This window comes from Photobacterium sp. DNB22_13_2, from assembly GCF_052873915.1.
Window position 1 is genome coordinate 1 of record NZ_JBNNXU010000283.1, and the last position, 238, is coordinate 238.

Genomic DNA, 238 nt, shown 5'->3' on the forward strand with positions numbered 1-238 from the left:
CGCGACTGCTTCTCAATGAATGGTCAGGCTTGGATACGACCGACATGCCTGTGAACGAGATCGTTCGCCATACCCTGGAGAGCGCCATCGTTGCGGCGCATCGCCACGTGTTTGGCGTGTTCTTCTGGTTCCTCGTGCCGATTGGGCCGGCAGGTGTGGTGCTCTACCGCGGTGCTGAATATCTGGCCCGCCACTGGAGCGAGCCGTCGATGGAGCGCAGCCCGACGCTGGGCCTGTT

Annotated in this window: 1 protein-coding gene; it reads left to right on the plus strand. The window is 62.2% G+C overall.

Going from position 1 to position 238, the window contains the following annotated elements; all coding sequences use genetic code 11:
- Positions 1-29: 29 nt before the first annotated feature.
- A partial coding sequence (locus tag ACVA58_RS28655; protein ID WP_446513618.1) for a hypothetical protein occupies positions 30-238 on the plus strand: 209 nt, incomplete at its 3' end.